Consider the following 22849-nt stretch of genomic DNA (forward strand, 5'->3'; position numbering starts at 1 on the left):
GGAATGTTGGAGAAAGAAAATGGCAAGATATTTGGGTCCTAAGCTCAAGCTGAGCCGTCGCGAAGGTACAGACCTCTTCCTGAAGTCTGGCGTTCGCGCGATTGATACCAAGTGTAAGATTGAACAAGCTCCTGGTCAGCACGGTGCGCGTAAACCGCGTCTGTCTGATTACGGTGTGCAGTTACGTGAAAAGCAGAAAGTACGTCGTATGTACGGTGTGCTGGAGCGTCAGTTCCGTAACTATTACAAAGAAGCAGCACGTCTGAAAGGCAATACCGGTGAAAACCTGTTAGCTCTGCTGGAAGGTCGTCTGGATAACGTAGTTTATCGTATGGGCTTTGGTGCCACTCGTGCAGAAGCACGTCAGCTGGTTAGCCACAAATCTATCATGGTAAACGGCCGCGTTGTCAGCATCGCTTCTTATCAGGTAACTCCGAATGACGTTGTTAGCATCCGTGAGAAAGCCAAAAAGCAGTCTCGCGTGAAAGCCGCTCTGGAGCTGGCTGAACAGCGTGAAAAGCCAACCTGGCTGGAAGTTGATGCGACTAAGATGGAAGGTGTGTTCAAACGTATTCCTGAACGTACCGATCTGTCTGCGGACATTAACGAACACCTGATCGTCGAGCTTTACTCCAAGTAAAGCTTAGTACCAAAGAGAGGACACAATGCAGGGTTCTGTGACAGAGTTTCTAAAACCGCGCCTGGTAGATATCGAGCAAGTGAGTTCGACGCACGCCAAGGTGACCCTTGAGCCTTTAGAGCGTGGCTTTGGCCATACTCTTGGTAACGCACTGCGCCGTATTCTGCTTTCATCGATGCCGGGTTGCGCGGTGACCGAGGTTGAAATTGATGGTGTACTACATGAGTACAGCACCAAAGAGGGCGTACAGGAAGATATCCTGGAAATCCTGCTCAACCTGAAAGGGCTGGCGGTAAGAGTTCAGGGGAAAGATGAAGTTATTCTTACTCTGAATAAATCTGGCATTGGCCCTGTGACTGCAGCCGATATCACCCATGATGGTGATGTCGAAATCGTCAAGCCGCAGCACGTTATCTGCCATCTGACTGATGAAAACGCGTCTATTAGCATGCGTATCAAAATTCAGCGTGGTCGGGGTTATGTGCCGGCATCTGCCCGAATTCATTCGGAAGAAGATGAGCGCCCAATCGGTCGTCTGTTAGTCGACGCCTGCTACAGCCCTGTAGAGCGTATTGCCTACAATGTTGAAGCAGCGCGTGTTGAACAGCGTACTGATTTGGACAAGCTGGTCATCGAAATGGAAACCAACGGCACTATCGATCCTGAAGAAGCGATCCGCCGTGCGGCAACCATCCTGGCAGAACAACTTGAAGCTTTCGTTGACTTACGTGATGTTCGTCAGCCGGAAGTGAAAGAAGAGAAACCAGAATTCGATCCGATCCTGCTGCGCCCTGTTGACGATCTGGAATTGACTGTCCGCTCTGCTAACTGCCTTAAGGCAGAAGCTATCCACTACATCGGTGATCTGGTACAGCGTACTGAGGTTGAGCTGCTTAAAACGCCTAACCTTGGTAAAAAATCTCTTACCGAGATTAAAGATGTGCTGGCGTCACGTGGTCTGTCTCTGGGCATGCGCCTGGAAAACTGGCCACCAGCTAGCATTGCTGATGAATAACCCGATCACAGGTTAAGGTTTCACTGAGAAGGATAAGGTCATGCGCCATCGTAAGAGTGGTCGTCAACTGAACCGCAACAGCAGCCATCGTCAGGCTATGTTCCGCAACATGGCTGGCTCTTTGGTTCGTCACGAGATTATCAAGACGACCCTGCCAAAAGCGAAAGAGCTGCGTCGTGTAGTTGAGCCGCTGATTACTCTTGCCAAGACCGACAGCGTAGCTAATCGTCGTCTGGCATTCGCCCGTACTCGTGATAACGAGATCGTGGCAAAACTGTTTAACGAGCTGGGCCCGCGTTTCGCGAGCCGTGCCGGTGGTTACACTCGCATTCTGAAGTGTGGCTTCCGCGCTGGTGACAACGCTCCGATGGCTTACATCGAGCTGGTTGATCGTCCAGAAGCTCAAGCAGAAGCTGCAGCAGAGTAATCTGCTGTCATGTGGAAAAACCGGGCTTGCCCGGTTTTTTTATGCCCGTCATTCACCTCCCGATCCTTCCGCGTTATTCTTATCCTTTCTACTGAAATTCTGAGGTTGCTATGTGGTTAACAGATCAACTGGCAGAGCAGCACATTCTTGACGCTCAAAAAAAAGGCGAGCTGGAAAATCTGCCCGGCAGCGGTGAGCCGCTGAAACTCGATGATGACAGCCACGTGCCACCCGAACTTCGTTCTGCCTATCGTTTGCTAAAAAATTCTGGCTATCTGCCACCGGAGCTGGAGCTACGCCGTGAAGCCATGCACTTAACAGACCTGCTGGCAGGGATTGATTCTGCGGACAGTCAATATGAACAGCGTAATAAGCGACTGTTGCTGGTTAAGATGAAATTGCAGCAGGCAGGAATGAGTACCGACTTCCTGGAGGGCGACTATGGCACCGGACTTGATAACCATTTCAGAGGAGCAGAGTGATGTTCAAGATTGGACAGCTGGCTAAGCTTGCCGGCGTTACGCCTGACACGATCCGCTACTATGAAAAACAACAGATGATGGATCATGAGGTTCGCACCGAAGGAGGCTTTCGCCTTTACAGTGATAACGATCTGCAGCGACTCAAATTTATTCGCTACGGACGACAGCTGGGTTTCAGTCTGGAAGCGATTCGTGAACTGTTGTCGATCCGCGTAGATCCTGAACACCATACCTGTCAGGAATCTAAAAACATTGTACAAAATCGTCTGAGTGAAGTGAACGCTATGATCGCAGAACTTCAGCATATGCAGCGCTCATTGAAACGTCTTAATGATGCATGCTGCGGCACAGCGCACAGCAGCGTTTACTGCTCAATACTGGAAGCGCTGGAGCAGGGGGCTGTTGCCGATCTCCCCGATTGATTTTTCAGCGGTTCGGCCCTATATTCTTTGCCTACTCAACAGGAGATGTCCATGACTCGTTATCAGCACAAAAAAGGCGTAATCCGGAAGAATGCACTCGAAGCGCTATTGCATGATCCGCTGTTTAAAACCCGCATAGAGAGTAATCAGAAAGGAAAAGGAAGTTACAAGAGAAAAGAGAAACATGGCAAGAAGGATAACTGGGAGGCCAGTGGTAAAGAAAGCTTTACCACTGGCCTTCTGGCATTAAATGACATTCTTTGGAGAATGGCATCATCAGTTTATACAATCAGATGTTTGGCGGCGTATTCTGCTGTTTCAGTAGGTCGCGGATTTCGGTGAGAAGGGTTTCTTCAGCGCTGGGTTTTGGCGCTGGCTTTTCTACTTCCTTCTTCCTGTGAATCTTATTCATCATCTTGATTGCCAGGAAAATGGCGAAGGCAACGATGATAAAATCAAATACGTTCTGAATAAAAATACCATATTGCATGATGACTGCAGGTGTTTCGCCTACCGCTGGCTTAAGCTCCCAGGCAAACTGCTTAAAATCAATGCCGCCGATCAGTAAACCCAGCGGAGGCATAATGATATTGGCGACCAGTGAGGAAACTATTTTACCGAAGGCTGCACCGATAATGACACCTACGGCCAGATCCACCACGTTACCGCGCATTGCAAAAGCGCGAAATTCTTTAAATATACTCATTTATATCTCCTTTCCTTAGCCAAACGTTAAGTCTAACAAACGACTGGCTTTTTTCCATTCGCGTCCTGATAAATAGCCTTAGTGAGCACCGCAGTAATCGCCGCGTAGCCTGCTGAATGCAACTGGCTATCACAAGAAGAACGGACTTGGCTGGAAGAGCCGCTCCACGTCAGGAACGAATTTTTTATCAGTCAGGAACATAATCACGTGATCGCCCTGTTCAATTCGTAAATTGTCATTAGCGATCATAACGTCGTCGCCGCGCACGACGGCGCCGATGATAGTACCGGGCGGCAGTTTGATTTCATCGATCAGCCGGCCCACTACTCTTGATGTTGTCTCGTCACCGTGGGCAATCGCTTCGATGGCTTCTGCGACACCGCGACGCAGCGAGGAAACGCTGACAATGTCCGCTTTACGCACATGGCCCAGTAGCGCTGAAATGGTGGCTTGTTGTGGCGAAATAGCAATATCAATGACGCTGCCCTGCACGAGATCCACGTAGGCTTTGCGCTGAATCAGCACCATCACCTTTTTGGCGCCCATCCGTTTTGCCAGCATCGCCGACATGATATTGGCTTCATCGTCATTAGTAATGGCGATAAAGAGATCGATCTGATCGATATGCTCTTCTGCCAGCAGCTCCTGATCCGATGCATCACCATAGAACACGATGGTGTTTTGCAGCAGCTCCGCCAGTTCTGCGGCCCGCTGTTGATCGCGTTCGATCAGTTTTACGCTGTAATGTTTCTCGAGGCGCAGCGCCAGTCCGGAGCCTATATTACCGCCACCAACAATCATGATGCGCTTATACGGTTTTTCCAGACGCTGATATTCACTCATAACCGCACGTATGTGCTGAGTAGCCGCGATAAAGAATATCTCATCGCCTGCTTCTACGATGGTTGAGCCTTGTGGGCGGATTGGGCGATCTTGCCGGAATATAGCCACTACGCGTGTATCAATATGCGGCATATGGTCGCGCATGATAGATAACGCATTGCCCACCAGTGGGCCGCCATAATACGCTTTGACGACGGCGAGACTGACTTTGCCTTCAGCAAAATTAACCACCTGGAGTGCGCCCGGATACTCTATCAGCCGATAAATATTATCGATAACCAATTGTTCGGGTGCGATCAGGTGGTCGATAGGGACGGCTTCAGCATGGAAGAGCTTAGCCGCGTCACGAATATAATCGGGGGCGCGGATACGGGCTATACGGTTCGGCGTATTGAATAAGGAATAAGCGACCTGACAGGCGATCATATTCGTTTCATCCGAATTGGTGACCGCGACCAGCATATCGGCGTCTTCAGCACCCGCTTCACGCAGTACCCGGGGATGAGAGCCATGCCCCTGTACAACGCGAAGATCGAATTTATCCTGCAAATGGCGCAGGCGAATCGCGTCAGTATCCACAACCGTGATGTCGTTGTTTTCACCGACCAGGTTTTCGGCGAGCGTACCGCCCACCTGACCAGCGCCAAGAATAATTATTTTCATTGTGCTTTAGTCTGATTCAAGAGAATGGGGTAGGGCCGCGCTGTCAGTTGCACGACCCGTAGATTATTGCTTAATCAGTTTGGCATAAAAGAAGCCGTCCCCGCCCTGGGGATCGGGAAATACCTGCAGGCCGGGCTGCGCTTCGTCACCGGTTTCAATCAGCCGGGCATCTTCATGCCGCTTAAGAAAGGCCGCTACCTGCAAATGATTCTCTTCTGGCAAAATAGAACAGGTGGCATAGAGCATTGTGCCGCCAGATTTCAGGCGTGGCCATACCGCATCCAGAATTTGCTGTTGCAGGGCCGCAAGTTCAGCAATATCGCGGTCACGACGCAGCCATTTGATATCGGGATGGCGGCGAATAACGCCCGTCGCTGAACAAGGTGCATCAAGCAGAATACGATCGAACATCGTATTGCCACACCAGGCTTCCGGAGTCCGCCCATCGCCTACTTTCACCACGGCCTGCATGTTTAACCGCTGCAAATTCTCGGTGACGCGCGCCAGTCGCTGTGGATCAACATCCACGGCCATCACATTCGCCAGTGGTGCTGCTTCCAGAATATGGGTCGTTTTCCCGCCAGGTGCGGCACACAGATCGAGTATCGACTCCCCATTTTGAGGTTCCAGTAACGCAACGCAACCCTGGGCCGAAGCATCCTGAACCGTGACCCAGCCCTGTTCGAAACCGGGGAGCTGGGTCACGCCGCAGGGGGCATCCAGACGTAATGCATCAGTATGAACCGGATGTGGCTCCGCATTTTTACCGCTGTCCTGCAGCAGTCTGAGCCATTCGTCACGCGTATGATGCTGGCGATTTACCCGAAGCCACATAGGTGGTCGCTGATTGTTGGCCTCAGCGATCTGCTGCCATTGTTCAGGCCAGGCGCGCTTAAGACGTTCCAGCAGCCATTTGGGATGCAGATAGTGGCGATCGCCCTCGCTCATCGCTGCAGTAAGTTCATCCTGACGCCGCTGAAACTGGCGAAGCACGCCGTTTATCAGGCCTTTTAATTGCTGACGGCGAAGCGCGATTGCGCCTTCTACCGTTTCTGCCAGCGCGGCATGAGCCGGAATGCGGGTGAAAATCAGCTGATAGAGACCGACCATAATTAAAAAGTGGACGCTGCGCTGTTTACCCGTCATCGGACGCTCCATAAGCTGACCGATAACCCATTCCAGCTGGGGAAGCGTACGTAATACGCCGTAGCATATCTCCTGCAGCAGCGCGCCGTCTTTATCCGGCAACGATTTTTGCGCAGCAGGCAGCACATTGCTGAGTGACTGGCCCTGTTCGACCACTTTTTCGAGCGTCTGGGCAGCAAGGCTGCGCAAATTACTAGTTTTCTTCATAGGGGATCGCATTATAAAACCGGCCCGGTAGTTAACCGGGCCGTGGCATCAGGCAAGAACCTTGCCAGGGGAGAACCAGTCACGGCGGGAGTTAAGCAGGTCTTGAGCCGTCATGGCTTTCTTACCGGCCGGCTGCAACATTTCAATATTCAGCACGCCGTCTGCGGTCGCGACCTGAATACCCTGTTTATCCGCCTGCAGAATTTCACCTGGCTGCTTATCAACGTGCGGCAATACGGAGGCTGACCAGACTTTAACGGACAGATCCTCAATTGTGAAATAACTGACAGGCCAGGGATTAAAAGCCCGAATACAGCGTTCCAGTTGTGCGGCGGAGAGGGACCAGTCAAGCTTCGCCTCCTCTTTACTGAGCTTTTCCGCATAGCTCACTAAAGCCTCGTCCTGCACTTCGGGAACGGCGATGCCTTCTGCCAGCTGCTCAAGTGTGTTGAGCAGACCTTCCGGACCCAGCTCTGCCAGCTTGTTATATAACGTCGCACTGGTGTCTGTGGCCTCTATTGGGCAGGAAAGCTTGTACAGCATATCGCCCGTATCCAGCCCTTCATCCATCTGCATTATTGTTACGCCGGTTTCACTATCTCCCGCCCAGAGCGAACGCTGAATAGGTGCCGCTCCCCGCCATTTAGGCAGTAACGAACCGTGTACATTAATACAGCCCAGGCGAGGCATCGCGAGCACGGGCGCCGGAAGAATCAGTCCGTAAGCGACAACAACCATGACGTCAGCGTTAAGTGTGGCGACCAGTTGTTGGTTCTCTTCCGGACGAAGTGACTTCGGCTGAAATACCGGCAGGCCATGCTGTTCCGCAAGTTGTTTAACCGGGCTCGCCGTGACTTTGTTGCCACGGCCAGCGGGACGATCGGGCTGAGTAAAAACGCCAACCACGTTATGACGAGACGCCAGCAGCGCATCGAGATGACGTGCAGCAAAGTCAGGCGTACCAGCAAAGATAATGTTTAAAGAGTCGGACACGATCTTCCCTTCCTTAACGTCTTATCAGTCACGGGCATTCTGACGATAGAGTTTTTCCAGTTTCTGACGAATACGCTGACGTTTCATTGGCGACAGGTAATCAATAAAGAGTTTGCCGACGAGATGGTCCATTTCATGCTGGATACAAATGGCCAGCAGGCCGTCCGCCTCAAGCTCATAGGTGTTACCTTCACGGTCCAGCGCACGGACTTTCACTTTTTCCGCACGGGGAACCAGTGCCCGCTGTTCGGGAATAGAAAGGCAACCTTCCTCAATACCGGTTTCGCCGCTTTTATCCAGCATTTCCGGGTTGATCAGAACCAGACGCTCATTTCTGTTTTCTGAAACATCAATAACGATGATCCGCTGGTGAATATCGACCTGGGTTGCGGCCAGGCCGATGCCTTCTTCGGCGTACATCGTTTCAAACATATCATCCACGATGCGCTGAATATCAGCGGTGACTTCTTTAACGGGCTTCGCAACGATGCGCAGGCGCTCGTCAGGAAAATGTAATACCTGCAAAACTGACATAACTTTCCAGATCTGTGTTCAAGGGATTAGACGTTTATCTCTCTTATTGTAGACATTTCGCGATCTGATTGACAGCATTCCCGGCAGGTTAGCGGTGTGAATAACTTTACCCGGAAAAGGATGACGACAATGGAACCTATGGAGATTTGGCTACGGCTTTCCGGCGTGAAGGGATTAAAAAGGGGGCAGCGTGGTTCGGCCGCAGACTTCCTGTTAGAGCAGTCCCAGTTGGGAAAGCAAGAGCTTGCTCAGGCGGGGCTTACAGAAGAACAGCAGTACGCTTTCCTCCATTATTCTTCCCAGGCGATTGCAGAGACTTTTGCCTGGCTGGAAAATCCTGAACACCATTTTATCACCAGCGGTCACCGCTGTTATCCTGAACAACTCAGGCAAATTGCCAATTATCCCTGCTATCTGTTTGTACAGGGCGACCCTGATATTTTGTCCACGCCGCAAATTGCGGTTGTCGGCAGCCGGCACTGCTCCGTTTATGGACGTCAATGGGGGCATTATTTTGCGCAAATACTGTCACAAAATGGTCTGACTATCACCAGCGGGCTGGCGCTGGGCATCGACGGTATTGCCCATCGTGCCGCGCTCGAGGCCAGTGGTAAAACGCTGGCTGTTTTAGGTAGTGGCCTGCACCATATTTATCCCCGACGGCATCTCGGACTGGCGAAAGAGATCGTCTCCAGCGGCGGTGCGATCATTTCTGAGTTCCCGCTGGAAGCACGGCCACACGCGCACAACTTCCCCCGGCGTAACCGGATTATCAGCGGGCTGAGTTCAGGCGTGCTGGTTGTTGAAGCTACGCTCAGGAGTGGCTCATTGATTACGGCGCGTCTGGCGCTTGAGCAAAACAGGGACGTCTATGCCATTCCGGGAGCAATTGGTAATGCTGGTAGTGAAGGACCTCACTGGCTTATTCAGCAGGGGGCATTATTAACCGCGCATCCTGATGCCATCCTTGAACAGTTGCAAAGTGACCTCGCCTGGCTTCCCTCTGTGACAGAGGCATCAATATATTCTCCGGAGGAGGACAATACGCCATTGCCATTTGCTGATGTGTTGGCTAACGTAGGAGATGAGGTTACACCTGTTGACGTCGTCGCTGAACGTGCCGGCCAACCTGTGCCAGCCATCGTAGCTAAGCTGCTTGAGTTGGAGTTAGCAGGATGGATCGCAGCTGTACCCGGCGGCTATGTCCGATTGAGGAGGGCAAGCCATGTTCGACGTACTCATGTACTTATTTGAAACGTATATCCACAACGAACCGGAAGCGCGCGTTGATCAGGATAAATTGACCGATGACTTAAGTGATGCCGGTTTTCATCGGGAAGATATTTATAATGCGTTGAACTGGTTGGAAAAGCTGGCAGATTATCAGGAGGGGCTCGTCGCTCCGATTTTGTTAGCTACCGATCCGCTGTCTATGCGTATTTATACCGATGAAGAGAGTCAGCGCTTAGATGCTAACTGCCGCGGTTTTATTTTGTTCCTGGAGCAGATTCAGGTGCTGAATCTGGAAACGCGGGAAATGGTCATTGAACGAATTATGGCGCTGGATACGCTAGAGTTCGATCTTGAAGATCTCAAATGGGTCGTACTGATGGTGCTGTTTAACATCCCGGGATGTGAAAATGCCTATCAGCAAATGGAAGAGCTTCTTTTTGACGTCAATGAAGGAGTAGTGCACTGAAGCGATCCTTCGTGTAACAGATGCTATGAATAAAACAGCGCTTTTCGCTGTGCGAAAAAATGAACCCTGCCCCCAGTGTGGGGCAGAATTGGTTATTCGCTCCGGGAAGCATGGCGCCTTTCTTGGATGCTCGCACTTTCCCGACTGTGATTACATCCGGCCTCTGAAAAGTCAGACGGATGGTCACGTAGTTAAGGTCCTTGAAGGGCAGTACTGCCCGCAGTGCCGCTCAGAGTTGGTTCTCCGTCAGGGCCGTTACGGCATGTTTATTGCCTGTAGCGGCTACCCTGAATGTGAGCATACCGAGCTGATTGATAAACCCGATGAAACCACGCTTTCCTGCCCGCAATGCCAGACTGGTAAGCTGGTCCAACGTCGTTCGCGCTACGGTAAAGCCTTTCATGCATGCGATCGTTATCCGGACTGTCAGTTTGTGGTAAATGCCACGCCGGTCGAGGGCGAGTGTCAATTTTGTCATTTCCCACTTTTAATTGAGAAAAAAACGGCACGCGGGGCTAAGCGTTATTGCGCCAGTAAAGCCTGCGGGAAGCCCGTAACAGCAGGAAACAGCAGTGAGTGATAATGTATTAACCGGGTTAGCCGCCAACTGTCTGGCTCAGCTACAGCAGGGAGCCGTAATAGCCTATCCCACCGAAGCGGTATATGGGCTGGGGTGTGATCCTGATAGCGCGCCTGCGGTCATGCAGCTTTTGAAGCTGAAGCAAAGGCCTGTTGAAAAAGGACTGATCCTTATTGCGGCTGACTATACGCAATTGCAGCCTTATATTGATGATGCTGCGCTTTCCGGCGAGCAAAAAGAAAGAATGTTTTCCCGATGGCCTGGCCCTGTCACCTGGGTGGTTCCGGCAAAGAAAACCACGCCGGACTGGCTGACGGGGCGCTTCGACTCGCTGGCGATACGGGTCAGCGATCATCCCGGTGTTCAGCAGCTCTGTCGCGCTTTCAATAAACCACTGGTATCAACCAGTGCCAACCTTAGCGGGTTCCCTCCCTGCAGGACGGCGCAGGAAGTTGAGGCACAATTCGGCGCTGATTTTCCTGTTATGCCAGGAACAACGGGAGGGCGGCTTAATCCGTCTGAAATACGTGATGTATTAACTGGCGAGCTAATTCGTCAGGGATAACGGAACTCTATGCAAAATTTCACCGTCTTTGGCAATCCGGTCAGTCACAGTAAGTCACCACGTATTCATCAGCTTTTTGCGGAGCAGACCGGCATTGCCCATCACTATGGGCGTATTTGTGCGCCTGTTGATGCTTTCGCACAAGCAGTCGATGAGTTTATTGCTCAGGGCGGGAAGGGAGCAAACGTCACCTTACCCTTTAAAGAGCAGGCTTATGAGCTTGCCAGCGAACTGAGTGAGCGGGCCTCAATGGCGGGAGCGGTCAACACGCTTAAATTGCTGGGCGAGGGCCGACTCTATGGTGATAATACTGATGGCATCGGCTTATTGAGTGACCTTGAAAGATTACAGCTGATTAAACCAGCGGATCGCCTACTTTTAGTCGGCGCTGGTGGTGCGGCTCGCGGTGTTATCCTTCCTCTGCTCTCTTTCGGCTGTTCGCTGACAATAACCAACCGGACAATGTCCAGGGCGGAGGCACTGGCGGAAATATTTCAGCATGCGGGAAAGATCGAAGCATTCAGAATGGATGAACTCGGGAATAAGCGGTTTGATCTGATCATCAATGCCACCTCCAGCGGTGTGGATGGGAGGATCCCGGATCTGCCTGTTTCGCTGATCGGTGAAGAAACCCGCTGCTATGACATGTTTTATCAGGCCGGCTTAACCCCTTTTCTTACCTGGTGCCGTAAACAGGGAGCGATTAACCTGGCAGATGGTCTTGGTATGCTGGTGGGGCAGGCGGCACATGCCTTTCATCTCTGGCATGGCATCCTCCCGGATTGTGGGCCAGTCATCGCCACGCTTAAAGCCGAATTGCAGAGATGAATCAGGCTATCCAGTTTCCCGATCGTGAATGGTGGGATGAAAAAGCTCAGGCAGTTTGCTTTCCCGCTCTGGTCAATGGATTTCAGCTCACCTGTGCATTGCGCGGCGAAGCGCTTGCTCGCCGCTTTGGTGAGTCTCCAGATCCACTGACCACTTTTCGCCATCATCGCTGGGATATAGAAGATGAAGCCGAGCAGGCGATAAAAGAAGGAAAGGAAGATGATCAGGGTTGGGTCTGGCTATGCTGAGCCAGATAATCCTCTTTCCAGCCGACATAGTTATTTGAGGAATAAAGTAGACCTGCAAACTCTTCTTCCGTCAGTGGGCGGATTTGTTTAACCGGACTGCCCAGATAGAGAAAGCCGCTTTGCAGACGTTTGCCAGGCGGCACTAAGCTCCCTGCGCCGATCATGACATCATTCTCTATTATCGCGCCATCCAGCAGAATCGATCCCATCCCTACCAGCACCCGATCGCCGATCGTACAGCCGTGAAGCATCGCTTTATGGCCGACAGTAACGTCTTCACCCACGATCAGCGGATATCCTTCGGAGTTGGCGGCAGACTTATGTGTTACATGCAGTACGCTTCCATCCTGAATATTGCTTCGTTTGCCTATCACGACTCTGTTAACGTCTCCCCGGATGGCAACGAGTGGCCAGATACTAACATCATCATTCAATACCACATCCCCAATCACCACGCTGGAAGGATCAACCATCACACGTTGTCCCAGACGGGGGAAAAGATCTTTAAACGGCCTTAATTGCTCTGACATAACTACCTCTATACAGTCTGAAGTTCCTGAGCCTACTGCTCAGGGGATTAAGCAAGCAATGATGACAGCTGATATTGCCTCATTTATGTGCGGATCGTCTGAGATCTCAGCGTTAAGATTGAAAATGCAGCAACCAAACACAAAGATCAAAAAAAGGGTTGTGCTCGCCGAACGGATCCCTATAATGCGCAACCACTGAGACGGCACAACGGCTTACAGGCCGGCGGCTCAGGAGGTTCAGGAAGCTGAGCCGCCGGAGAAAAACTTCTGAAAAAGAGGTTGACTCTGAAGGAGGAAAGCGTATTATACGCCACCTCGCAGTAAGTCGCCAAGGCGCTTACCGCAACGCTCTTTAACAATTTATCAGACAATCTGTGTGGGCACTCGCAGGATTGATATCAGCGTCTCCGGACGCAAAAAATATCAAGTCTTAAGAGTGAACACATAATGAAATTCATTATGAGTGTTTTACACTTGAGCATCGCTTAACGTGTTTAAGCAAATCAAGCTTTTAATTGAAGAGTTTGATCATGGCTCAGATTGAACGCTGGCGGCAGGCCTAACACATGCAAGTCGGACGGTAGCACAGAGGAGCTTGCTCCTTGGGTGACGAGTGGCGGACGGGTGAGTAATGTCTGGGAAACTGCCCGATAGAGGGGGATAACTACTGGAAACGGTAGCTAATACCGCATAACCTCGCAAGAGCAAAGTGGGGGACCTTCGGGCCTCACGCTATCGGATGTGCCCAGATGGGATTAGCTAGTAGGTGGGGTAATGGCTCACCTAGGCAACGATCCCTAGCTGGTCTGAGAGGATGACCAGCCACACTGGAACTGAGACACGGTCCAGACTCCTACGGGAGGCAGCAGTGGGGAATATTGCACAATGGGCGCAAGCCTGATGCAGCCATGCCGCGTGTATGAAGAAGGCCTTCGGGTTGTAAAGTACTTTCAGCGGGGAGGAAGGCGGTGAGGTTAATAACCTTACCGATTGACGTTACCCGCAGAAGAAGCACCGGCTAACTCCGTGCCAGCAGCCGCGGTAATACGGAGGGTGCAAGCGTTAATCGGAATTACTGGGCGTAAAGCGCACGCAGGCGGTCTGTCAAGTCAGATGTGAAATCCCCGGGCTTAACCTGGGAACTGCATTTGAAACTGGCAGGCTAGAGTCTTGTAGAGGGGGGTAGAATTCCAGGTGTAGCGGTGAAATGCGTAGAGATCTGGAGGAATACCGGTGGCGAAGGCGGCCCCCTGGACAAAGACTGACGCTCAGGTGCGAAAGCGTGGGGAGCAAACAGGATTAGATACCCTGGTAGTCCACGCCGTAAACGATGTCGACTTGGAGGCTGTTCCCCTGAGGAGTGGCTTCCGGAGCTAACGCGTTAAGTCGACCGCCTGGGGAGTACGGCCGCAAGGTTAAAACTCAAATGAATTGACGGGGGCCCGCACAAGCGGTGGAGCATGTGGTTTAATTCGATGCAACGCGAAGAACCTTACCTACTCTTGACATCCACGGAATTTAGCAGAGATGCTTTAGTGCCTTCGGGAACCGTGAGACAGGTGCTGCATGGCTGTCGTCAGCTCGTGTTGTGAAATGTTGGGTTAAGTCCCGCAACGAGCGCAACCCTTATCCTTTGTTGCCAGCGATTCGGTCGGGAACTCAAAGGAGACTGCCGGTGATAAACCGGAGGAAGGTGGGGATGACGTCAAGTCATCATGGCCCTTACGAGTAGGGCTACACACGTGCTACAATGGCGCATACAAAGAGAAGCGACCTCGCGAGAGCAAGCGGACCTCACAAAGTGCGTCGTAGTCCGGATCGGAGTCTGCAACTCGACTCCGTGAAGTCGGAATCGCTAGTAATCGTGGATCAGAATGCCACGGTGAATACGTTCCCGGGCCTTGTACACACCGCCCGTCACACCATGGGAGTGGGTTGCAAAAGAAGTAGGTAGCTTAACCTTCGGGAGGGCGCTTACCACTTTGTGATTCATGACTGGGGTGAAGTCGTAACAAGGTAACCGTAGGGGAACCTGCGGTTGGATCACCTCCTTACCTGAAGATACTTTCCCGCGTAGTGTCCACAACAGATTGTCTGATAGAAAAGTAACGAGCAAAAGTACTACTGAGTCCCCATCGTCTAGAGGCCCAGGACACTGCCCTTTCACGGCTGTAACAGGGGTTCGAATCCCCTTGGGGACGCCATACCTGATAATGAGTGAAAGACATTATCAACAGTATCTCAAAACTGACTCAAGAGTCACGTTTGAGATATTTGCTCTTTAACAATCCGGAACAAGCTGAAAATTGAAACGACATGTCGTTTTCATTCTCCGTAATAAGAATGAAATTAACGATATGGTCGAGTCTCTCAAATGCTTACAGCACACAGTATCCTGCGGGACGCTTGTGGGTTGTGAGGTTAAGTGACTAAGCGTACACGGTGGATGCCCTGGCAGTCAGAGGCGATGAAGGGCGTGCTAATCTGCGATAAGCGTCGGTAAGGTGATATGAACCGCAACAACCGACGATACCCGAATGGGGAAACCCGGTGCATTTATGCATCATCGCAACATGAATACATAGTGTTGCGAGGCGAACCTGGGGAACTGAAACATCTAAGTACCCAGAGGAAAAGAAATCAACCGAGATTCCCCCAGTAGCGGCGAGCGAACGGGGAACAGCCCAGAACCTGAATCAGTTTGTGCATCAGTGGAAGCGTCTGGAAAGTCGCAGGGTACAGGGTGATACTCCCGTACACGAAGATGTGCTTACTGTGAGTTCGATGAGTAGGGCGGGACACGTGATATCCTGTCTGAATATGGGGGGACCATCCTCCAAGGCTAAATACTCCTGACTGACCGATAGTGAACCAGTACCGTGAGGGAAAGGCGAAAAGAACCCCGGCGAGGGGAGTGAAACAGAACCTGAAACCGTGTACGTACAAGCAGTGGGAGCCTCTTTTATGGGGTGACTGCGTACCTTTTGTATAATGGGTCAGCGACTTATATTCTGTAGCAAGGTTAACCGTATAGGGGAGCCGCAGGGAAACCGAGTCTTAACTGGGCGTTAAGTTGCAGGGTATAGACCCGAAACCCGGTGATCTAGCCATGGGCAGGTTGAAGGTTGGGTAACACTAACTGGAGGACCGAACCGACTAATGTTGAAAAATTAGCGGATGACTTGTGGCTGGGGGTGAAAGGCCAATCAAACCGGGAGATAGCTGGTTCTCCCCGAAAGCTATTTAGGTAGCGCCTCGTGAACTCATCTCCGGGGGTAGAGCACTGTTTCGGCTAGGGGGCCATCCCGGCTTACCAACCCGATGCAAACTGCGAATACCGGAGAATGTTATCACGGGAGACACACGGCGGGTGCTAACGTCCGTCGTGAAGAGGGAAACAACCCAGACCGCCAGCTAAGGTCCCAAAGTCATGGTTAAGTGGGAAACGATGTGGGAAGGCACAGACAGCCAGGATGTTGGCTTAGAAGCAGCCATCATTTAAAGAAAGCGTAATAGCTCACTGGTCGAGTCGGCCTGCGCGGAAGATGTAACGGGGCTAAACCATGCACCGAAGCTGCGGCAGCGACACTTATGTGTTGTTGGGTAGGGGAGCGTTCTGTAAGCCGTCGAAGGTGGACTGTGAGGTCTGCTGGAGGTATCAGAAGTGCGAATGCTGACATGAGTAACGATAAAGCGGGTGAAAAGCCCGCTCGCCGGAAGACCAAGGGTTCCTGTCCAACGTTAATCGGGGCAGGGTGAGTCGACCCCTAAGGCGAGGCCGAAAGGCGTAGTCGATGGGAAACAGGTTAATATTCCTGTACTTGGTGTTACTGCGAAGGGGGGACGGAGAAGGCTATGTTGGCCGGGCGACGGTTGTCCCGGTTTAAGCGTGTAGGCTTGTGTTCCAGGCAAATCCGGAACACTTAAGGCTGAGGCGTGATGACGAGTCACCACGGTGATGAAGCAACAAATGCCCTGCTTCCAGGAAAAGCCTCTAAGCATCAGGTAACACGAAATCGTACCCCAAACCGACACAGGTGGTCAGGTAGAGAATACCAAGGCGCTTGAGAGAACTCGGGTGAAGGAACTAGGCAAAATGGTGCCGTAACTTCGGGAGAAGGCACGCTGGCGCGTAGGTGAAGGGACTTGCTCCCGGAGCTGAAGCCAGTCGAAGATACCAGCTGGCTGCAACTGTTTATTAAAAACACAGCACTGTGCAAACACGAAAGTGGACGTATACGGTGTGACGCCTGCCCGGTGCCGGAAGGTTAATTGATGGGGTTATCGCAAGAGAAGCTCCTGATCGAAGCCCCGGTAAACGGCGGCCGTAACTATAACGGTCCTAAGGTAGCGAAATTCCTTGTCGGGTAAGTTCCGACCTGCACGAATGGCGTAATGATGGCCAGGCTGTCTCCACCCGAGACTCAGTGAAATTGAACTCGCTGTGAAGATGCAGTGTACCCGCGGCAAGACGGAAAGACCCCGTGAACCTTTACTACAGCTTGACACTGAACATTGAGCCTTGATGTGTAGGATAGGTGGGAGGCTTTGAAGCGTGGACGCCAGTCTGCGTGGAGCCAACCTTGAAATACCACCCTTTAACGTTTGATGTTCTAACCTGGCGCCGTAATCCGGCGTGGGGACAGTGTCTGGTGGGTAGTTTGACTGGGGCGGTCTCCTCCTAAAGAGTAACGGAGGAGCACGAAGGTCAGCTAATCACGGTCGGACATCGTGAGGTTAGTGCAATGGCATAAGCTGGCTTGACTGCGAGAGTGACGGCTCGAGCAGGTGCGAAAGCAGGTCATAGTGATCCGGTGGTTCTGAATGGAAGGGCCATCGCTCAACGGATAAAAGGTACTCCGGGGATAACAGGCTGATACCGCCCAAGAGTTCATATCGACGGCGGTGTTTGGCACCTCGATGTCGGCTCATCACATCCTGGGGCTGAAGTAGGTCCCAAGGGTACGGCTGTTCGCCGTTTAAAGTGGTACGCGAGCTGGGTTTAGAACGTCGTGAGACAGTTCGGTCCCTATCTGCCGTGGGCGCTGGAAGATTGAGAGGGGTTGCTCCTAGTACGAGAGGACCGGAGTGAACGCACCACTGGTGTTCGGGTTGTCATGCCAATGGCATTGCCCGGTAGCTAAGTGCGGAAGAGATAAGCGCTGAAAGCATCTAAGCGCGAAACTTGCCTCGAGATGAATCTTCCCTGAGACTATAAGTCTCCTGAAGGGACGTTGAAGACGACGACGTTGATAGGCCGGGTGTGTAAGCGCAGCGATGCGTTGAGCTAACCGGTACTAATGACCCGTGAGGCTTAACCTTACAACACCAGAAGCGTTCTGGTGAGCGTTATGAGAGACGCAACAATTTTCAGCCTGTACCGGATAGAGAATTAGCGGAAACGAAAGATTTTGCGCTGAGGCAAGGCGGCAAGCGCCGGAAAGGAAGGAGCATACTCAGGTATGTGACTGACTTTGCAAGCGCAGGCAACGCGGCATCAGTGAAAAAGATTCGTTTCGTGCACCAAGATTTGCCTGGCGGCTGTAGCGCGGTGGTCCCACCTGACCCCATGCCGAACTCAGAAGTGAAACGCCGTAGCGCCGATGGTAGTGTGGGGTCTCCCCATGCGAGAGTAGGGAACTGCCAGGCATCAAATTATAAGCAGTAAACTGGTATTGCGGGGCAGTTCGCTGCTCTCAGAGAGTGGGACAGACAAGCCGTGAGGCGCGGTCTGAACGTTGCAACGCAACGGCCCGCAGGGTGAACGTAAGTTCATCAACTGCCAGGCATCAAATCGCGATAACCCTGACCTGACGGTCAGGGTTTTTTGCGTTTCAGGGCCGGGAAAAAGCGGCAGCGCCGGGTCTCCGGGATGACGCCGCCCCTGCGTTATTAGAGCTATTATCCCACTCTGCGGCTTGTCAGTGAATAACCTGTGACAGGAAGGCCCGCGTTCGTTCAGATTTCGGCGCGGAGAAAAATTCTTCAGGTGGCGCCTGTTCCACGATCTCACCACGATCCATAAAGATCACCCTGTCCGCAACCGTCCGCGCAAAGCCCATTTCGTGAGTTACACACAGCATCGTCATTCCATCTTCTGCCAGACCAATCATGGTATCCAGCACCTCTTTTACCATCTCGGGATCTAAAGCTGAGGTTGGTTCATCAAACAACATGATCTTAGGTTTCATGCAAAGAGAACGTGCGATAGCGACTCGCTGCTGCTGTCCGCCAGAAAGCTGGCCGGGAAACTTATGAGCATGCTCAGCGATACGCACGCGCTCCAGATAATGCATGGCTAATTCTTCCGCCTCTTTTTTCGGCGTTTTACGGACCCAAATAGGCGCGAGCGTGCAATTTTGCAGCACAGACAGGTGCGGAAAAAGATTGAAGTGCTGGAATACCATTCCTACTTCGGTACGTACACGTTCAATATTACGCAGGTCGTTATTCAGATGAATACCATCCACAATAATCCGCCCCTGTTGATGCTCTTCCAGATGATTGATGCAGCGAATGGTGGTTGATTTACCTGAGCCTGATGGGCCGCAAAGCACGATCCGCTCGCGAGGTTTAACGTGCAGATTAATATCCTTGAGCACGTGAAACTGGCCGAACCATTTGTTTACGTTTTCGAGCGTAATCATCATTGCGTCGTCTGATTGAGTCATTGTTTGTGTCATTTAAGGCCTCAGTGCGGCGTACGGCCGGTGTGAAAGCGCTTTTCCAGATACTGGCTGTAGCGCGACATGCTGAAACAAAAAATCCAGTAGACCATTGCAGCAAAGACATACCCTTCAGTAGACATGCCCAGCCAGTCAGGATCGACCGTTGCCTGTTGAACGCTACTAAAGAGGTCAAATAGCCCGATGATAATGACCAGGCTGGTATCCTTAAATAGCGCAATAATGGTGTTAACCAGGCCTGGGATCACTAGTTTTAAGGCCTGCGGCAAGATTATCAATCCCTGCATTCTCCAGTAGCCCAGCGCCAGCGATTCAGCCGCTTCATACTGGCCTCTGGGAAGGGCCTGGAGTCCACCGCGAACCACTTCCGCCACGTAGGCGGACTGAAACAGAATGACGCCGACTAACGCACGGATCAGCTTATCAATACTGCTGCCCTCCGCCATAAACAGCGGCAGCATCACCGAAGACATAAACAGGACGGTAATAAGCGGAACACCACGCCAGAACTCAATGAATATCACTGAGAGCGTTCGTACTACGGGCATGGTTGAACGTCGCCCCAGAGCCAGAAGGATACCCAGCGGTAAGGCGCCCGCTATTCCTACCGAAGCGATGATCAACGTTAAAGTCAGGCCGCCCCACTGCCGGGTTTCCACTCGCTCAAGCCCCAGGAAGCCGCCATACAATAATATCCAGACGATAACCGGATAAACGACAGCCCAGACCGCAATATACTGACCCCGACGAGGCATGCTTTTGATAAACATAGGAACAATCGAAAGCAGCCCGATAACCAATGCGAGATTGATGCGCCAGCGAAGCTCGTGCGGGTAAAGGCCATACATGAACTGCCCAAAGCGGGCATGAATAAAGACCCAGCAGGCGCCTTCTTTCGTACAGTCCGCCCGGGTAGTTCCGATCCAGTTCGCCTGGAAAAGCAGCCAGTTCAATGCGGGTGGGATCGTAGTCCAGATAACCCACAGGCAAAACAGCGTAAGTAGAGAGTTTGCCCAGCTGGAAAAAAGATTTTTCCTGGCCCAGATTACCGCACGAGAGAAAGCATTCAGCGGAACGGGCGGCGTTTCATGAGTGGCTAACGTCATAGCGTTTCCCTTCTTCCTCAGCGCTCAATCAGGCGGATTTTTCGGTTATAGATATTCATTAACAGCGAAATCACCAGGCTGATAATGAGATATACCCCCATCGTGATAGCAATCGTCTCAATCGCCTGCCCGGTCTGATTGAGCACCGTGCCAGCAAACAGTGAAACCATATCGGGGTAGCCAATCGCTGCCGCAAGCGAGGAATTTTTCACGATATTGAGATACTGACTGGTCAGCGGAGGAATGATCACCCGCATAGCCTGCGGAATGATGACCTGGCGTAGCGTTACCGGATTCGGCAGGCCCAGCGAACGCGCTGCCTCTTGCTGACCATGCGGGACAGACTGAATACCGGCGCGAATAACCTCAGCAATAAAGGAAGAGGTATAGACAGACAATGCAAGAGTCAGCGCGGCCAGTTCCGGGATAAGCGCAAATCCCCCGCGAAAGTTAAAGCCACGAAGTTCGGGGACGTTCCAGTGCATTGCTGAGCCAAAGCTCCCGTGCGCAATCAGAGGAAAAAGGATTAGCATGGCAAGCGCTGCCGGCCACGTAGGGCGCAACTGCCCCGTCTTCAGCTGAAGAGCACGGTTGTAGCGAAACAGGAGCAAGCTACCGCAAGCGGCCAGCAGCAGAGCGATGATAAACGGCCATGTACCGGCAGCGTATTCAGGCCAGGGAATATATAACCCCCGATTACTGACAAAAGCGATATCCAGCGCACTCAACGCCTGACGGGGGCCGGGCAGATTGCGCAGCACGGCAAAATACCAGAAAAATATCTGTAGCAACGGCGGGATGTTTCGGAAGATTTCAATGTAGACAGCGGAGATTTTCCGCAACAGCCAGTTGTCAGAGAGACGCGCGAGTCCGATAAAAAAACCGAGAAAAGAGGCGAATACAATACATAGTGCAGAAACCAGCAGCGTGTTGGTTAAGCCAACAAGAAAGACACGTGCGTAGGTATCACCTTCCGTATAGTCGATCAGATGCTGCACAATGCCAAAACCTGCGCTGCGCTCAAGAAAAGCAAAACCGGAAGTAATGCCGCGGTTAGACAGATTAGTCACGGTATTGTGAATCAGATAGCCCGCTACGCTCAGGACAGCAATAATCGCGATAATCTGAAACAGCCAGGCGCGCACCGCAGGGTTACTGAAGGAAAAATCCCTTTTTACGGTTGGGCGTTGAGACATGATAAACCCTCAGTGACGTTAATACTGACAAAGGCACCGGCCGGTACGGTGCCTTCAAACGATGGGGAAATTAACGTACTGGCGGGGCGTACTGAATGCCGCCTTTGTTCCAGAGGGCATTCTGACCACGTGCAATTTTCAACGGACTATCTTTGCCCACGTTGCGATCAAAAGTTTCCTGATAATTGCCGACCTGCTTAATAATGTTATAGGCCCATTTATTATTCAGTTTCAGATCCTTGCCGAAATCCCCTTCTGAACCCAGCAGATGAGCCATATCCGGCGTGGCGGGTTTTGCAGCCATCTGATCGACGTTTTTAGACGTGACGCCCATTTCTTCCGCATTCAGCATGGCAAAGAGTGACCACTTAACGATGGTAAACCAGTCATCATCACCCCGGCGCACGACCGGGCCCAGAGGTTCTTTAGAGATAACTTCTGGCAGGACAATAAATTCATCCGGTTTGCCAAGCTTGATGCGCAAGGCATAAAGCTGTGACTGATCGGAGGCCAGCGTATCGCAGCGGCCGGAGTCGAGCGCTTTAGCCGATTCATCCGAACGATCAAATGTCACAGGCGTGTAGTGCATATTATTCGATTTAAAATAGTCAGCAACATTCAGCTCGGTATCGGTACCGGCCTGGATACACACTGTTGCACCATCAAGTTCTTTAGCGCTTTTCAAGCCCGCTTTCTGATGAGTCAGGAAGCCGATGCCATCATAGTAATTTACCCCGGCAAACATAAAGCCCATGCCACCATCGCGGGAGGAAGTCCAGGTAGTATTGCGTGAAAGAATATCCACTTCACCCGATTGCAGAGCGGTGAAACGCTCTTTGGCGGTCAGCGGGGTATATTTCACCTTGGTCGCGTCGCCAAAAATCGCGGCTGCTACCGCCCGGCATACATCAACGTCGAGACCATTAAATTTGCCGCTGGCATCTGCATAAGAGAAACCAGGCAGACCATCGCTGATACCGCACTGAACAAAGCCTTTCTTATTAATGGCATCCAGCGTGGTGCCCGCGTGAGCCTGATTCGCCGCTGCAAACAGCGTTGCAGCGGCAACCAACATGGAGAGCATCGTTTTTTTCATAGAGCATCCTGTGTGGCGAAGTCGATTTTTATCGTTAACGTACGCTGTTGTGGGCTTTTATTGTTTAAGGGTAAAGCCATCCACGACTCTGCAAAGGTAATGCCAGTTTTGCAGCATCCTGAATTCACGGGAAAGGAATGCTAATACTCAGACGTTTTTGGAAAGATTCGTTAATATCGCGCACTACTCCGGCGCAAAACCAGAAGGGCTGGTCACATTTGGTGCAAAAAGATTCAC

Annotated in this window: 22 protein-coding genes, 1 tRNA gene and 3 rRNA genes; 16 read left to right on the plus strand and 10 right to left on the minus strand. The window is 51.8% G+C overall.

All coding sequences use genetic code 11. The annotated features are described in order from the left end of the window. Nucleotides 1-19 precede the first annotated feature (19 nt). The 6 genes from rpsD (at nucleotide 20) to EA20_RS20190 (ending at nucleotide 3328) form a co-directional block, all read left to right on the plus strand. A complete protein-coding gene (rpsD, locus tag EA20_RS0109455; RefSeq protein ID WP_024966594.1) occupies nucleotides 20-640 on the plus strand; it encodes a 30S ribosomal protein S4 in 621 nt (206 codons plus the stop codon). Between the two features lie 25 nt (nucleotides 641-665). Continuing rightward, nucleotides 666-1655, plus strand: coding sequence for a DNA-directed RNA polymerase subunit alpha (gene rpoA, locus EA20_RS0109460; RefSeq protein WP_024966595.1), 990 nt, complete (start codon nucleotides 666-668; stop codon nucleotides 1653-1655). A gap of 40 nt (nucleotides 1656-1695) precedes the next feature. Then, nucleotides 1696-2082, plus strand: coding sequence for a 50S ribosomal protein L17 (gene rplQ / locus EA20_RS0109465; protein ID WP_003850180.1), 387 nt, complete (start codon nucleotides 1696-1698; stop codon nucleotides 2080-2082). A gap of 110 nt (nucleotides 2083-2192) precedes the next feature. Continuing rightward, nucleotides 2193-2564, plus strand: coding sequence for a DUF1992 domain-containing protein (locus EA20_RS0109470; protein WP_024966596.1), 372 nt, complete (start codon nucleotides 2193-2195; stop codon nucleotides 2562-2564). Continuing rightward, nucleotides 2564-2986: a Zn(2+)-responsive transcriptional regulator gene (gene zntR / locus EA20_RS0109475; protein ID WP_024966597.1), complete on the plus strand. Its 423-nt coding sequence runs from the start codon at nucleotides 2564-2566 to the stop codon at nucleotides 2984-2986. The genes EA20_RS0109470 and zntR overlap by 1 nt, the downstream gene beginning before the upstream one ends. A gap of 51 nt (nucleotides 2987-3037) precedes the next feature. Continuing rightward, nucleotides 3038-3328, plus strand: coding sequence for an alternative ribosome-rescue factor A (locus tag EA20_RS20190; RefSeq protein WP_081772563.1), 291 nt, complete (start codon nucleotides 3038-3040; stop codon nucleotides 3326-3328). Here the strand turns inward: EA20_RS20190 and mscL are convergent. The 5 genes from mscL to def form a co-directional block, all read right to left on the minus strand. Further along, complete coding sequence (gene mscL / locus EA20_RS0109480) at nucleotides 3276-3692, minus strand: large-conductance mechanosensitive channel protein MscL (protein ID WP_024966598.1); 417 nt, start codon at nucleotides 3690-3692, stop codon at nucleotides 3276-3278. The two genes, EA20_RS20190 and mscL, sit on opposite strands and share 53 nt — an antisense overlap. A 129-nt stretch (nucleotides 3693-3821) precedes the next feature. After that, complete coding sequence (gene trkA, locus EA20_RS0109485) at nucleotides 3822-5198, minus strand: Trk system potassium transporter TrkA (protein ID WP_024966599.1); 1377 nt, start codon at nucleotides 5196-5198, stop codon at nucleotides 3822-3824. Between the two features lie 63 nt (nucleotides 5199-5261). Further along, complete coding sequence (gene rsmB / locus EA20_RS0109490; protein ID WP_024966600.1) at nucleotides 5262-6551, minus strand: 16S rRNA (cytosine(967)-C(5))-methyltransferase RsmB; 1290 nt, start codon at nucleotides 6549-6551, stop codon at nucleotides 5262-5264. 48 nt (nucleotides 6552-6599) lie between these two features. Then, nucleotides 6600-7544 (minus strand): methionyl-tRNA formyltransferase, encoded by a 945-nt coding sequence (gene fmt / locus EA20_RS0109495; RefSeq protein WP_024966601.1) that lies wholly within the window; start codon nucleotides 7542-7544, stop codon nucleotides 6600-6602. Nucleotides 7545-7568: 24 nt separating this feature from the next. Further along, complete coding sequence (gene def / locus EA20_RS0109500) at nucleotides 7569-8078, minus strand: peptide deformylase (protein WP_024966602.1); 510 nt, start codon at nucleotides 8076-8078, stop codon at nucleotides 7569-7571. A 129-nt stretch (nucleotides 8079-8207) separates the two neighbouring features. Here def and dprA point away from each other — a divergent pair, with 129 nt between their 5' ends. The 6 genes from dprA to EA20_RS0109530 are packed head-to-tail and all read left to right on the plus strand — an operon-like array spanning nucleotide 8208 to nucleotide 11998. Next, nucleotides 8208-9332, plus strand: coding sequence for a DNA-protecting protein DprA (gene dprA / locus EA20_RS0109505; protein ID WP_024966603.1), 1125 nt, complete (start codon nucleotides 8208-8210; stop codon nucleotides 9330-9332). After that, nucleotides 9304-9777: a DUF494 family protein Smg gene (gene smg, locus EA20_RS0109510; protein WP_024966604.1), complete on the plus strand. Its 474-nt coding sequence runs from the start codon at nucleotides 9304-9306 to the stop codon at nucleotides 9775-9777. Before dprA ends, smg begins: the two co-directional genes overlap by 29 nt. A 25-nt stretch (nucleotides 9778-9802) precedes the next feature. Then, nucleotides 9803-10357 carry a type I DNA topoisomerase gene (locus EA20_RS0109515; protein WP_024966605.1) on the plus strand — a complete coding sequence of 185 codons (555 nt, stop codon included), beginning with the start codon at nucleotides 9803-9805 and terminating at the stop codon, nucleotides 10355-10357. After that, nucleotides 10350-10922, plus strand: a complete 573-nt coding sequence (tsaC, locus tag EA20_RS0109520) for an L-threonylcarbamoyladenylate synthase type 1 TsaC (RefSeq protein WP_024966606.1) — start codon at nucleotides 10350-10352, stop codon at nucleotides 10920-10922. Before EA20_RS0109515 ends, tsaC begins: the two co-directional genes overlap by 8 nt. Before the next feature lie 9 nt (nucleotides 10923-10931). After that, a complete protein-coding gene (gene aroE, locus EA20_RS0109525; RefSeq protein WP_024966607.1) occupies nucleotides 10932-11750 on the plus strand; it encodes a shikimate dehydrogenase in 819 nt (272 codons plus the stop codon). After that, complete coding sequence (locus EA20_RS0109530) at nucleotides 11747-11998, plus strand: DUF1488 domain-containing protein (protein WP_024966608.1); 252 nt, start codon at nucleotides 11747-11749, stop codon at nucleotides 11996-11998. Before aroE ends, EA20_RS0109530 begins: the two co-directional genes overlap by 4 nt. On the opposite strand, the gene EA20_RS0109535 is transcribed toward EA20_RS0109530, so the two are convergent. Next, nucleotides 11974-12528 (minus strand): gamma carbonic anhydrase family protein, encoded by a 555-nt coding sequence (locus EA20_RS0109535; protein ID WP_024966609.1) that lies wholly within the window; start codon nucleotides 12526-12528, stop codon nucleotides 11974-11976. The two genes, EA20_RS0109530 and EA20_RS0109535, sit on opposite strands and share 25 nt — an antisense overlap. Nucleotides 12529-13040: 512 nt before the next feature. Here EA20_RS0109535 and EA20_RS0109540 point away from each other — a divergent pair. The 4 genes from EA20_RS0109540 to rrf all read left to right on the plus strand — a co-directional run bounded on the left by EA20_RS0109540 (nucleotide 13041) and on the right by rrf (nucleotide 18177). Next, nucleotides 13041-14582, plus strand: a 16S ribosomal RNA gene (locus EA20_RS0109540). Nucleotides 14583-14656: 74 nt separating this feature from the next. Next, a tRNA-Glu gene (locus EA20_RS0109545) sits at nucleotides 14657-14732 on the plus strand. 215 nt (nucleotides 14733-14947) lie between these two features. Beyond that, nucleotides 14948-17850, plus strand: a 23S ribosomal RNA gene (locus EA20_RS0109550). Between the two features lie 211 nt (nucleotides 17851-18061). Then, a 5S ribosomal RNA gene (rrf, locus tag EA20_RS0109555) occupies nucleotides 18062-18177 on the plus strand. Together the 16S, 23S and 5S rRNA genes with 1 tRNA gene alongside form the textbook arrangement of a ribosomal RNA operon. Nucleotides 18178-18449: 272 nt before the next feature. On the opposite strand, the gene EA20_RS0109560 is transcribed toward rrf, so the two are convergent. From EA20_RS0109560 to EA20_RS0109575, 4 genes are all read right to left on the minus strand, one after another. Beyond that, complete coding sequence (locus tag EA20_RS0109560; RefSeq protein WP_024966610.1) at nucleotides 18450-19211, minus strand: amino acid ABC transporter ATP-binding protein; 762 nt, start codon at nucleotides 19209-19211, stop codon at nucleotides 18450-18452. Between the two features lie 8 nt (nucleotides 19212-19219). After that, the gene (locus EA20_RS0109565) at nucleotides 19220-20320 is read right to left on the minus strand and encodes an amino acid ABC transporter permease (protein WP_024966611.1); all 1101 of its coding nucleotides are present in this window, start codon (nucleotides 20318-20320) and stop codon (nucleotides 19220-19222) included. Between the two features lie 17 nt (nucleotides 20321-20337). Beyond that, nucleotides 20338-21516 carry an amino acid ABC transporter permease gene (locus tag EA20_RS0109570; RefSeq protein WP_024966612.1) on the minus strand — a complete coding sequence of 393 codons (1179 nt, stop codon included), beginning with the start codon at nucleotides 21514-21516 and terminating at the stop codon, nucleotides 20338-20340. Between the two features lie 70 nt (nucleotides 21517-21586). Further along, nucleotides 21587-22612 carry an amino acid ABC transporter substrate-binding protein gene (locus EA20_RS0109575; RefSeq protein ID WP_024966613.1) on the minus strand — a complete coding sequence of 342 codons (1026 nt, stop codon included), beginning with the start codon at nucleotides 22610-22612 and terminating at the stop codon, nucleotides 21587-21589. Nucleotides 22613-22849 lie beyond the last annotated feature (237 nt).

Source organism: Pantoea sp. IMH (assembly GCF_000599885.1).
In the GTDB taxonomy this organism is placed as follows: Bacteria; Pseudomonadota; Gammaproteobacteria; order Enterobacterales; family Enterobacteriaceae; genus Erwinia.

Excerpts from the sequence above, each read along its gene's own strand:
- dprA (WP_024966603.1), top strand. The coding sequence starts at position 8,208 with ATGGAACCTATGGAGATTTGGCTACGGCTTTCCGGCGTGAAGGGATTA.
- EA20_RS0109560 (WP_024966610.1), bottom strand. The coding sequence starts at position 19,211 with ATGACACAAACAATGACTCAATCAGACGACGCAATGATGATTACGCTC.
- aroE (WP_024966607.1), top strand. The coding sequence starts at position 10,932 with ATGCAAAATTTCACCGTCTTTGGCAATCCGGTCAGTCACAGTAAGTCA.
- EA20_RS0109565 (WP_024966611.1), bottom strand. The coding sequence starts at position 20,320 with ATGACGTTAGCCACTCATGAAACGCCGCCCGTTCCGCTGAATGCTTTC.
- EA20_RS0109570 (WP_024966612.1), bottom strand. The coding sequence starts at position 21,516 with ATGTCTCAACGCCCAACCGTAAAAAGGGATTTTTCCTTCAGTAACCCT.
- def (WP_024966602.1), bottom strand. The coding sequence starts at position 8,078 with ATGTCAGTTTTGCAGGTATTACATTTTCCTGACGAGCGCCTGCGCATC.
- smg (WP_024966604.1), top strand. The coding sequence starts at position 9,304 with ATGTTCGACGTACTCATGTACTTATTTGAAACGTATATCCACAACGAA.
- rsmB (WP_024966600.1), bottom strand. The coding sequence starts at position 6,551 with ATGAAGAAAACTAGTAATTTGCGCAGCCTTGCTGCCCAGACGCTCGAA.
- mscL (WP_024966598.1), bottom strand. The coding sequence starts at position 3,692 with ATGAGTATATTTAAAGAATTTCGCGCTTTTGCAATGCGCGGTAACGTG.
- rpoA (WP_024966595.1), top strand. The coding sequence starts at position 666 with ATGCAGGGTTCTGTGACAGAGTTTCTAAAACCGCGCCTGGTAGATATC.
- EA20_RS0109530 (WP_024966608.1), top strand. The coding sequence starts at position 11,747 with ATGAATCAGGCTATCCAGTTTCCCGATCGTGAATGGTGGGATGAAAAA.
- EA20_RS0109470 (WP_024966596.1), top strand. The coding sequence starts at position 2,193 with ATGTGGTTAACAGATCAACTGGCAGAGCAGCACATTCTTGACGCTCAA.
- EA20_RS20190 (WP_081772563.1), top strand. The coding sequence starts at position 3,038 with ATGACTCGTTATCAGCACAAAAAAGGCGTAATCCGGAAGAATGCACTC.
- zntR (WP_024966597.1), top strand. The coding sequence starts at position 2,564 with ATGTTCAAGATTGGACAGCTGGCTAAGCTTGCCGGCGTTACGCCTGAC.
- EA20_RS0109515 (WP_024966605.1), top strand. The coding sequence starts at position 9,803 with ATGAATAAAACAGCGCTTTTCGCTGTGCGAAAAAATGAACCCTGCCCC.
- EA20_RS0109535 (WP_024966609.1), bottom strand. The coding sequence starts at position 12,528 with ATGTCAGAGCAATTAAGGCCGTTTAAAGATCTTTTCCCCCGTCTGGGA.
- EA20_RS0109575 (WP_024966613.1), bottom strand. The coding sequence starts at position 22,612 with ATGAAAAAAACGATGCTCTCCATGTTGGTTGCCGCTGCAACGCTGTTT.
- rpsD (WP_024966594.1), top strand. The coding sequence starts at position 20 with ATGGCAAGATATTTGGGTCCTAAGCTCAAGCTGAGCCGTCGCGAAGGT.
- rplQ (WP_003850180.1), top strand. The coding sequence starts at position 1,696 with ATGCGCCATCGTAAGAGTGGTCGTCAACTGAACCGCAACAGCAGCCAT.
- trkA (WP_024966599.1), bottom strand. The coding sequence starts at position 5,198 with ATGAAAATAATTATTCTTGGCGCTGGTCAGGTGGGCGGTACGCTCGCC.